Raw genomic sequence first — 9,939 nt, 5'->3', positions numbered from 1 at the left:
CTGGTACTTCTCGTTCATCCGCTGCGTGGTGCCCTGCATGCTGATCTGGAACGGGATCGAGGTGTGCTCGATCGGGGAGCCCTGCGGACGCGTGATCGCCTGCACCCGACTGATTCCCGGCACCTGCACGACAGCCTTGGCGATCTTCTCGATCACCAGGAAGTCGGCCGAGTTGCGCAGATCGTGATCGCTTTCGATCATCAGCAGTTCCGGGTTCATCCGGGCCTGGCTGAAGTGCCGGTCGGCCGCCGCATAGCCCTCATTCGCGGGAAGGTCTGCGGGCAGGTAATCGCGGTCGTTGTAGTTGGTCCGATACCCGGGCAGGGTCAGCAGACCGATCAGCGACAGCCCGATCGTGGCCACCAGGATGGGGCCCGGCCACCGCACGACGGCGGCACCGACCTTGCGCCACCCACGCGTCCGCAGTGCGCGTTTGGGCTCGAGCACCTTGCCGAAGCGCGTCGCGATCGCGACGACCGCCGAGCCCAGAGTGATACCGCACACCACCACGACGGTCATGCCGACGGCCAGCGGGACACCCAGAGACTGGAAGTACGGCAGGCGCGTGAAGTGCAGACAGGCCGTCGCGCCGGCGATCGTCATACCCGAACCCAGGATCACGTGCGCCGTGCCGTGGAACATCGTGTAGTAGGCCGACTCTCGATCCTCACCCGCCGCGCGGGCCTCCTGATAGCGCCCGAACAGGAAGATGCAGTAGTCGGTCGAGGCGGCAATCGCCAGCGTGACAAGGAGATCGGTCGCGAACGTCGACAGTCCGATGATCTCGTACCAGCCCAGGAACGCGACCACCCCGCGCGCCGCCGCCAGGGACAACACCACGGTGACGAGCGTCAGCAGAACCGTGATGATCGATCGGTAGACCAGCAGCAGCATCACGATGATGACGACGAACGTCAGCGCCTCGATCACCTTGATGCTGCGCTCGCTGGCGATGTTCTGGTCCGCGGTCAACGCGGCCGGTCCGGTCACATACGCCTTGACACCCGCCGGGGGTTCGATGCCGTCGACGATGTCCTGAACGGCTTCAACGGATTCGTTGGCCAGGGATTCGCCCTGGTTGCCCGCGGTGTAGATCTGGACGTAGGCGGCCTTGCCGTCCGGGCTCTGCGCGCCGGTGGCCGTCAGCGGATCGCCCCAGAAATCCTGGACGTGCTCGACGTGCTTGGTGTCGGCCTCGAGCTTGGCGACCATCTCGTCGTAGAACTGGTGCGCATCCTCGCCCAGGGGGTTCTCCCCCTCGAGCACGACCATCACCGAGCTGTTGGACGTGAACTCTTCGAAGACCTTGCCGACACGCTGCATCGCGATCACCGACGGGGCGTCGTCAGGGCTCATCGACACCGAGCGGGCCTTGCCCACGTCGGTGAGCTGCGGCACCGCGGTGTTGAGCACCGCGATGATCGCGACCCACGCCAGCACGATCGGGACCGCGAGCGTGCGAATCCACTTGGCGATGCCCGAATGCCGCGGGTTGGTGGCGGGGATCGCGTCGGTGCGGGCGTCGTTCATGGGCGCGCTCATGCGGACTTCACCAGACAGAACGTCTGGGCGTTGACGCCGGTGGTGGTGCGCTCGTCCTTGACTTCGTCATCGACGGTGATCCGGCACGTGATGCTGTCACCGTCGCCCTGGGCGACGACGTTCGGGAACACCGACGGTGCGGTCGATTCCAGGACCAGCGTCCACGGCAGGCTCGCTCCGTCGACGCGCTGCGGCTCGGCGTCGAGGTCGAGGTAGTTGACATCGGCCATCGTGCCGGTGCCGAAGACCTCGTACTTGACCACCTTGGGGTTGAACGGCTCGGTGTCCTCCACCGGCGCGGCAGAGAGCCCACTGCCGTCGTCGGCGCCGAAGAACGTCCGGATCCGGGAGACCGTCATACCGCCGATCACCATGACCACGACGATCACGAGGGGCAGCCAAACCTTCTTCAGCACCTTCATGCCGTCACCTCGACACCGCTTTCGGACAGCGTGAATGCTCGCCAGCTCCAGCTCCGCCTTGCCACTCGGCTAACTATAAAGATGACATGAGGCTAAGCAAACTGATATGGATGCTGAAGTCCGTGATCTCGGGCACAATCAGCAGGCGGAGAGGGACGGAGGGGGTTTGAGGTGGCGAAACCCGTGGCACAACGAGGCTCTGCGAGGGCGCGGGTCATCGATGCTGCGCTCCGCCTCTTCGCCGAGTACGGCGTGCACGCGACCTCGCTGCAGATGATCGCTGACGACCTCGGCGTGACCAAGGCCGCGGTGTACTACCAGTTCCACTCCAAGGACGACATCGTGCTGGCGGTCGTCCAGCCGATCTTCAACGATCTCTCGCGGGTGGTCAGGATCGCGGCCGCCATGCCGACCGCGGTGTCGGGTCGCGACGCACTGATCAGTGGCCTGATCGACACGTCGATCGCTCATCGCCGGGTCATGGCGGTCTTCTCCGAAGACCCGGTGGTGCACTCCCTGGTCAAGGACCACCCGGAATTCTCCGAGGTCACCGAAGCCCTCGCGGAAATGGTCGCCGCGCAACACCGGGACGTGGCCAGCCGGGTCACGGGCGCGATGATCATCAGCGGCATCTTCGGCGCCAGCACCGATCCTCGGTTGGCCGACGTCGATGATGACGAGATGCGCAGGGTGCTCTCGCACTGCAGCCAGCAGCTGTTGAAGCTGTGCACCGCGGAGGTCTGACCAGCCGGGCGCGAGCGAGTGTCGGCAGGTTTCGGCTGACCGCCGCGGGGTTACACCTCCCGGGTGAGCTTCGACCTGCGGCCCACGGTCGCCCAACATGACCTGGCCCGGCGCACACATGACTTCGCCGAGCAGGTCATCCGTCCCGTCGCGCAGGAGTACGACAAGCGCCAGGAGTTCCCGTGGCCGGTGCTCGAAGAGGCCGCCGAGCGGGGCTTCTACAGCCCGCTGTTCTACCGAGACCTGATCGGTGATCCGACCGGACTGTCGCTGCCGATGTTCATGGAGGAACTGTTCTGGGGCTGTGCCGGAATCGGCCTGGCGATCGTGATGCCGGCACTGGCCCTCTCCGCCATTGGCCAGGCGGCCTCGCCCGAACAGATGCTGACCTGGGCGCCGGAGTGTTTCGGCACCCCGGGAGACCTCAAGCTCGCGGCCCTGGCGATCTCCGAACCCGAGGGTGGCAGCGACGTCCGTAACCTGCGCACCCGGGCGCGGCGCGACGGGTCCGACTGGGTGATCGACGGCCGGAAGATGTGGATCGGCAACGGCGGCATCGCCGACGTGCACGTCGTCAACGCTGTGGTCGACGAGGAACTCGGTCACCGCGGGCAGGCGCTGTTCATCGTCCCCGGCGGCACGCCGGGGCTGAAGCTGGTCCGCAAGCTCGACAAGCTGGGCTGCCGCGCCTCGCACACCGCCGAACTCGAGTTCGACCAGGTCCGCGTCCCGGGTGACCACCTGCTCGGTGGAGACGAGAAGCTGGAATACAAGCTCGCCAAGGCGCGCGAGGTGGTCGAGGGGGGCCGGCGCTCGGGCTCAGCCGCGCTGGGAACCTTCGAGCAGACCCGGCCCATGGTCGCCGCCCAGGCGCTCGGAATCGCCCGCGCCGCAGTGGAATACATGACCGCCTATGCCAACGAGCGCGAAGCCTTCGGCGCACCCATCATCGACAATCAGGGCATCTCCTTCCCGATTGCGGACCTGGCCACCCGCCTCGACGCGGCGCGCCTGCTGACCTGGCGCGCCTCATGGATGGCGGCCACAGGTGTCCCCTTCGACCGCGGTGAGGGTTCGATGTCGAAGCTGGCGGCCAGCGAGGTCGCGGTGGCGGCCACCGAGCGCGCCATCCAGACCCTCGGCGGGTGGGGTTACATCACCGACCATCCGGTCGAGAAGTGGTACCGGGATGCCAAGCTCTACACCATCTTCGAGGGCACCAGCGAGATCCAGCGCATGGTGATCTCCCGCGCACTCGGGGCGACGGACGGCGGTCCGCCCCTGCACGTCGAACTCGAACCCTCGGGCGGGCCCTTCAACCGCTGGTTCGGTAGGGGCACGCCACTGCGTGGGCGCGCGGCCGACCGGATGCTGTCGGCCAAGGATTCCGTGCCGGAACCCGTCATGCGGGTGGCCATGAAATTCCTTGCCCCGCCACGAAAGTGAGCCGACAGCGTACGATGTGCTGTCATGGCCCGAAGCCACCACTATGAACTCGATGTCACCTGGACGGGCAACACCGGGTCGGGAACCAGCGGATACCGGGACTTCGAGCGCGCGCACGAGGTGAGCGCCGCAGGCAAACCCGTGCTGCTCGGCTCGTCCGACCCCTCGTTCCGGGGCGATCCCGGCCGATGGAATCCCGAGGACCTGCTCGTCGCCTCGCTGTCGCAGTGCCACATGCTCTGGTACCTGGCGCTGTGCGCCCAGGCCGGTGTGGTGGTCACCGACTACCGCGACCACGCGACCGGCACCATGGATGAACGGTCCGACGGTGGCGGAGCCTTCTCGCTGGTCACCCTGCACCCTCAGGTTCGGATCTCCGACGAGACGCAGACCGAGAAGGCCATGGCGATCCATGAGCGGGCCCACCACCTGTGCTTCATCGCCAACTCGGTGAACTTCGACGTCCGCTGTGAGCCAACGGTTCTCGGACCTGAGGACACTGCTGGCGGCTGATGCCAGGCGTGTTCCGCGCTGCGGTGGTGCCGGGTCAGCCGTTCGGGCGGTTGTCGATCAGGCGTTTCGCCTTGCCCTCGGAGCGGTCCACCGCGAGAGGCTCGACCACATCCACCGCCACCCGCACACCGATCCGGTCCTTGACCCGGCCGGCCAGGGTCACCGCCGCCGCCCGGCGTTGGTCCGGTGTCGCACCGGACCGGCTCTCCACCCGCACCGTGAGCGAATCCAACCGTCCTTCTCGATCCAGGATGCATTGGAAATGCGGTGCCAGGGTGTCGATTCCCAGGATCAACTCCTCGATCTGAGTCGGAAAGACGTTGACGCCGCGCAGGATCATCATGTCGTCACAGCGGCCGGTCACCCTGCGCATCCGGCGCATGCTTCGGGCGGTGCCGGGAAGAAGCGTGGTGAGATCGCGGGTCCGGTAGCGGATCACCGGCAGGGCCTGCTTGGTCAACGAGGTGAACACCAACTCACCTTCGGAGCCGTCGGGCAACACCCGCCCGGTGTCCGGGTCGATGATCTCAGGGTAGAAGTGGTCCTCCCAGATGTGCAGACCATCTTTGGACTCCACGCACTCCTGGGCCACCCCGGGGCCGATCACCTCCGACAGCCCGTAGATGTCGACGGCGTCGATGCCGAGTCTGCCCTCAAGCTCGCTGCGCATCTGTTCGGTCCAGGGCTCGGCTCCGAAGACACCGGTGCGCAATGAGGTGCTGCGCGGATCCATGCCGGCCTGTTCCATCGCGTCGAGCAGGGTCAGCATGTACGACGGTGTGACCATGATGGCGTCGGGTTCGAAGTCGGTGATCAACTGCAGCTGACGTTCCGTCATCCCACCGGAGATCGGTATCACCGTGCATCCGATTCGCTCCGCACCGTAGTGGGCGCCCAGACCACCGGTGAACAGCCCGTAGCCGTAGGCGATGTGGACCTTGTCGGTGGATCGCACGCCGGCCGCCCGCAGGCAGCGCGCCACCAGGTTCGCCCAGGTGTCGATGTCCGCGGCGGTGTACCCGACCACCGTCGGGCGCCCGGTGGTGCCCGAGGAGGCGTGCAACCGCACGACCTGCGACTGGGGAACGGCGAGCATCCCAAAGGGGTAGTTGTCGCGCAGGTCGGTCTTGGTGGTGAACGGGAACAGAGCCAGGTCCGACAGATCCTTCAGATCACTGGGATGCACTCCCGCGCCGTCGAACGCATCCCGGTAATGGGCCACATTGTCGTAGGCGTGCTGCAGTGTCCATTTCAACCGACTGAACTGCAGCGCAGATATCTCGTCGCGCGACGCGGTCTCGATGGGGTCCATCTCATCGGGTGCGCGCTGCGCGCGCAGGCCCGCGGGACGATCGACGATCTCAGTCATGGCGTACTCCGTTGGTGGCAGGGATCTTCAGGCGTCGAAATCGACGGTCAGTGACTCGGTGAGCGGGTAGGACTGGCAGGTCAGCACGAAGCCTGCGTCGACCTCGCGGGACTCCAGCGCGTAGTTTCGGCGCATGTCCACCGCGCCGTCGGTGACCTTGGCGCGGCAGGTGCCGCACACGCCGCCCTTGCACGCAAAGGGAAGATCATCGCGAAACCGTTGGGCGGCATCCAGTATCGCCACATCGCGGGGAACGGCGATGGTGCTCTCGGATCCCTCGAGTACGACGGTGACCTCGCTGCGCGACGCGGTCGAGGTGTCGCGGGCTTCGAGGGCATGTTCGACTGGCGCGGGTGCGGAGTCCTCGACGAAGAACAGCTCTCGGTGGATGCGGCCGGCGTCGAATCCCAGTTCGGTCAGCGCCTCCGCAGCATCGGTCACCATCCCCAGCGGCCCGCACAGCCAGGCGTGGTCGACGCTGTGCACTGCGACCAACTGCTGCAGCACGGACCGGATCCGGCCGCGGTCGAGCCGGCCGCTGAAGAGCTCGGCCGTGCGTGCCTCTCGGGAGAGAACATGGATCAGTTGGAGTCGGGAGCAGTGCGCATCCTTGAGATCGGCGAGTTCGTCGGCGAACATCACGCTGGCGGAACGACGGTTGCCATAGATCAGCGTGACCCGCGAGTCCGGATGTGCCAGTGCCGATGCCGCGATGGAGAGCACCGGGGTGATCCCCGATCCGGCGGCGATGAGCAGATGATGTGCCGCGATGTCCGGGTCGGCGCAGAAACTGCCCGACGGAGGTTGCAGCTCGATCTCATCCCCCTCGGCCACGTCGTGCACCAGCCAACCGGAGAACAGACCGCCGGGCACCGCCCGCACCCCGATCCGGGGCGCCGCCCCGACCGGCGCGCAGATCGAGTAGCTGCGGCGCTGCTCGGCGCCGTCGATCACGCGTCGCACCGTCACCGACTGTCCCGGCGCGAAGCGGAATTCGTCTTGGTACCGGTCGGGCACCGCGAAGGCGATCGCGGCCGCGTCGTCGCACAGCCGCTGCACGTGTGCGACGCGCACGGTGCGGAACGGGCGGTTGCGCGCGCCGCGGCCCGTCAAGGGCGCGGACAGTTCAGCGGTGGTCATATCAGTGTTCCTTGATCCGGTTGAACGGTTCACCGCAGCGCGTGCAGCGATGCATCGACGTGCACGGCGTTGCCCCGAACTCTGAGGTCTCCGCGGTGTCCAAGGAATCGCAGCGCGGGCAACGCACCCTCGGACGGCGACGGACCAGCGTCAGCGGGATGGGCCCGTCAGGCTGCTGTCGCACTGGCTCTGGCGGGGCGACACCGAGGCGCCTGAGCTTGCGCCGGCCGGTGTCGGTGATCCAGTCCGAACTCCAGGCCGGCGCCAATGCCGTGTGCACCTGCACGCGATCGAAACCTGCTGCGATGAGTGCATGTTCGAGGTCGGCGCGCATGGTGGCCATCGCCGGGCAGCCCGAATAGGTGGGCGTGATGGTGACGACGACGGTGCCGTCGGCGTCCTGGCGGACCTCTCGGAGGACCCCGAGATCGAGCAGTGTCAGCATCGGCATCTCGGGGTCGGGGACCCTGGCCGCGATGCCGAACGCGCGGGCCTGAACGTCGGCGCCGATGGTCGACATCACCATGCCCCAGCCGGATGTGCGCGGGCGACCGACTGCATCTCGGCCAGCAGCCGGCTCAGCTCCTCAGTGTGGATGCCGTCGCGGCCGGATCTGCCGGTGACCACCGCGGCCGGGCGCGAGGCCGGCACCGACAGCTTCGCGGCACGCAGAACCTGACCGATCACGGCGTCGAACTCCTCGCGCAGGCTGGATGAGTCCACGGCAACATCCGCCAGCGCCAGCTCGGCGGGGTGCGCGAGGAACAGTTCATCGACGAATGGCCACACCAACTCGATCGCGTCCGCGATCCTGCGGCGCGACTCCGCGGTGCCGCAGGCCAGCGTGACGAACCAGCGGGCGGCGTAATCGCGGTGATAGGTCAGCTCTTTGACGCCCTTGGCCGCGACGGCCGCAAGCACGGGATCGCGGGATTTCCGAAGCCGTTGCAGCGCGGCCAGGCGGTGGGTGCAGAACAGCAGCAGTCGGGTGATGCTGTGGGCGAAGTCGCCGTTGGGCAGCTCGACCAGTCGCACGCAATGGAACTGCGCGGTGTCCCGGAAGAAGGCCAGCGCGTCCTCGGCCGGTGCGGATGCGCCCTCGGGCAGGACGGGAACGACGGCCGGGTCGGCGGCGGCGGCCCGTGCGAGCAGCAGCCTGGCCTGGCCCAGCAGGTCCAGGCCGATGTTGGCCAGCGCGACCTCCTCCTCCAGTTCGGGCGCCCTGGTGCACCACTGGGTCAGGCGCTGCGCACTGATCAGCGCGTCGTCGCCGAGCATCAGGCAGTAGGTGGCCAGGTCGGCGCCGTCGACGCCATCCGGCAGCTTGGTGTCGACGCCGGCCAGCGGATCGTCGAACCCGGTCCCGAATGCCCACTGGTCGGCCGAGTCGGCGTCGATGAGCCCGGCGTACGCGGAGTCGTGGTCGTTCATCGTGATCGGTCCTCACCTGCTCACATGTGGGGGACGTGGTCGGGGATGGCGTAGAACGTGGGATGCCGATACACCTTGTCGCCGCTGGGGGCGAAGTACGGATCCTTCTCGTCCGGGCTCGAGGCCACGATGTCGACGGAACGCACGACCCACAGGCTGACCCCCTCGTTGCGCCGGGTGTAGACGTCCCGGGCGTGCCGCAACGCCATCTCGTCGTCGGAGGCACGCACAGATCCGACATGGACATGGTTGAGGCCGCGCCGTCCCCGGACGAACACCTCATACAGCGGCCAGTCCGCGGCGGCGCCGGTGCCTGTGTTCACGTGGCTCATGCGTGCTCACCCTCCGATTCACGATGGTCGGCGGCGAAGGCCGTGGCGGCCTCCCGAACCCACCGGCCGTCCTCGTGGGCCTGCCTGCGGGTGGCGATGCGTTCGGCATTGCATGGTCCGTAACCCGCTATGACGGAGAAGAATTCGTCCCAGTCCGGGGTACCGAAGTCGTAGCACCCGCGTTCGGTGTTCCACCGCAGCTGTGGGTCCGGCAGCGTCACACCCAGCGCTTGGGCCTGCGGCACGGTCATGTCGACGAAGCGCTGCCGAAGCTCATCGTTGGTGTGGCGTTTGATGCCCCACGCCATGGACTGTGCGGTGTTGGGTGAGTTGTCGTCGGGGGGCCCGAACATCATCAGCGCCGGCCACCACCACCGGTCGACGGCATCCTGCACCATGTCGCGCTGAGCGTCGGTCCCCGACATCATCGTCATCAGAAGTTCGTAACCCTGCCGCTGATGAAACGACTCCTCCTTGCACACCCGGATCATGGCCCGGCCATATGGACCGTAGGAGCTGCGGCACAGCGGCACCTGATTGCAGATCGCCGCACCGTCGACCAGCCAACCGATCACGCCGACGTCGGCGAAGGTCAACGTCGGGTAGTTGAAGATCGAGGAGTACTTCTGCCTGCCGTCGATCAGTTTCGCGGTGAGCTCCGCGCGATCCGCGCCGAGCGTCTCCGCCGCCGAGTACAGATACAGGCCGTGGCCGGCTTCGTCCTGCACCTTGGCCAGCAGAATCGCCTTGCGGCGCAGGGACGGTGCGCGCGTCAGCCAATTGCCCTCGGGCTGCATACCGATGATCTCCGAGTGCGCGTGCTGGGCGATCTGGCGGATCAACGTGGCACGGTAGCCGTCGGGCATCCAGTCCCGCGGTTCGATGCGTAGACCGTCGGCGATCAGCGCCTCAAAGTGATCGGCCGGCCCGGCCTCGGATTGATCCCGCACTGCGGTGTCGCTCATGGGAGCCTCCTCAAAGGATGTCGAGTTCGCGGCGG

General features: G+C 67.0%; 11 protein-coding genes. 3 read left to right on the top strand and 8 right to left on the bottom strand.

Annotation, left to right across the window (positions count from 1 at the left end):
• Window positions 1-1,542, bottom strand: a 1,542-nt coding sequence (locus A5727_RS06255) for an MMPL family transporter (protein ID WP_157521246.1), incomplete at its 3' end; no start/stop codon positions are given.
• Window positions 1,539-1,964, bottom strand: a complete 426-nt coding sequence (locus A5727_RS06250; protein WP_068246271.1) for an MmpS family transport accessory protein — start codon at window positions 1,962-1,964, stop codon at window positions 1,539-1,541. The genes A5727_RS06250 and A5727_RS06255, both read right to left, overlap by 4 nt.
• Window positions 1,965-2,147: 183 nt before the next feature.
• Here A5727_RS06250 and A5727_RS06245 point away from each other — a divergent pair, with 183 nt between their 5' ends.
• From A5727_RS06245 to A5727_RS06235, 3 genes are all read left to right on the top strand, one after another.
• Window positions 2,148-2,708 carry a TetR/AcrR family transcriptional regulator gene (locus A5727_RS06245; protein WP_353612242.1) on the top strand — a complete coding sequence of 187 codons (561 nt, stop codon included), beginning with the start codon at window positions 2,148-2,150 and terminating at the stop codon, window positions 2,706-2,708.
• Between the two features lie 63 nt (window positions 2,709-2,771).
• Window positions 2,772-4,154, top strand: a complete 1,383-nt coding sequence (locus A5727_RS06240; protein ID WP_068246267.1) for an acyl-CoA dehydrogenase family protein — start codon at window positions 2,772-2,774, stop codon at window positions 4,152-4,154.
• A gap of 24 nt (window positions 4,155-4,178) precedes the next feature.
• Window positions 4,179-4,667 carry an OsmC family protein gene (locus tag A5727_RS06235; RefSeq protein ID WP_068246264.1) on the top strand — a complete coding sequence of 163 codons (489 nt, stop codon included), beginning with the start codon at window positions 4,179-4,181 and terminating at the stop codon, window positions 4,665-4,667.
• A 34-nt stretch (window positions 4,668-4,701) separates the two neighbouring features.
• Here the strand turns inward: A5727_RS06235 and paaK are convergent, their stop codons facing one another.
• Genes paaK through paaA form a run of 6 tightly spaced genes read right to left on the bottom strand, consistent with a single transcriptional unit; the run spans window position 4,702 to window position 9,904 of the window.
• Complete coding sequence (paaK, locus tag A5727_RS06230) at window positions 4,702-6,036, bottom strand: phenylacetate--CoA ligase PaaK (RefSeq protein WP_068246261.1); 1,335 nt, start codon at window positions 6,034-6,036, stop codon at window positions 4,702-4,704.
• 27 nt (window positions 6,037-6,063) lie between these two features.
• On the bottom strand, window positions 6,064-7,176 hold the full coding sequence (paaE, locus tag A5727_RS06225) for a 1,2-phenylacetyl-CoA epoxidase subunit PaaE (protein WP_068246258.1): 1,113 nt from the start codon (window positions 7,174-7,176) through the stop codon (window positions 6,064-6,066).
• Between the two features lies 1 nt (window position 7,177).
• On the bottom strand, window positions 7,178-7,696 hold the full coding sequence (gene paaD, locus A5727_RS06220) for a 1,2-phenylacetyl-CoA epoxidase subunit PaaD (RefSeq protein WP_197507604.1): 519 nt from the start codon (window positions 7,694-7,696) through the stop codon (window positions 7,178-7,180).
• Entirely contained in the window at window positions 7,696-8,607 is a 912-nt protein-coding gene (paaC, locus tag A5727_RS06215; RefSeq protein ID WP_068246254.1) for a 1,2-phenylacetyl-CoA epoxidase subunit PaaC, read from the bottom strand. The genes paaD and paaC overlap by 1 nt, the downstream gene beginning before the upstream one ends.
• Window positions 8,608-8,627: 20 nt before the next feature.
• Window positions 8,628-8,939, bottom strand: a complete 312-nt coding sequence (gene paaB / locus A5727_RS06210; RefSeq protein ID WP_068246251.1) for a 1,2-phenylacetyl-CoA epoxidase subunit PaaB — start codon at window positions 8,937-8,939, stop codon at window positions 8,628-8,630.
• Window positions 8,936-9,904: a 1,2-phenylacetyl-CoA epoxidase subunit PaaA gene (paaA, locus tag A5727_RS06205; RefSeq protein ID WP_068246248.1), complete on the bottom strand. Its 969-nt coding sequence runs from the start codon at window positions 9,902-9,904 to the stop codon at window positions 8,936-8,938. Before paaA ends, paaB begins: the two co-directional genes overlap by 4 nt.
• Window positions 9,905-9,939: the final 35 nt, after the last annotated feature.

It is taken from the genome of Mycobacterium sp. ACS4331, from assembly GCF_001667265.1.
Lineage (GTDB): Bacteria > Actinomycetota > Actinomycetes > Mycobacteriales > Mycobacteriaceae > Mycobacterium.
This window is presented reverse-complemented; position numbering and strand designations above follow the sequence as displayed.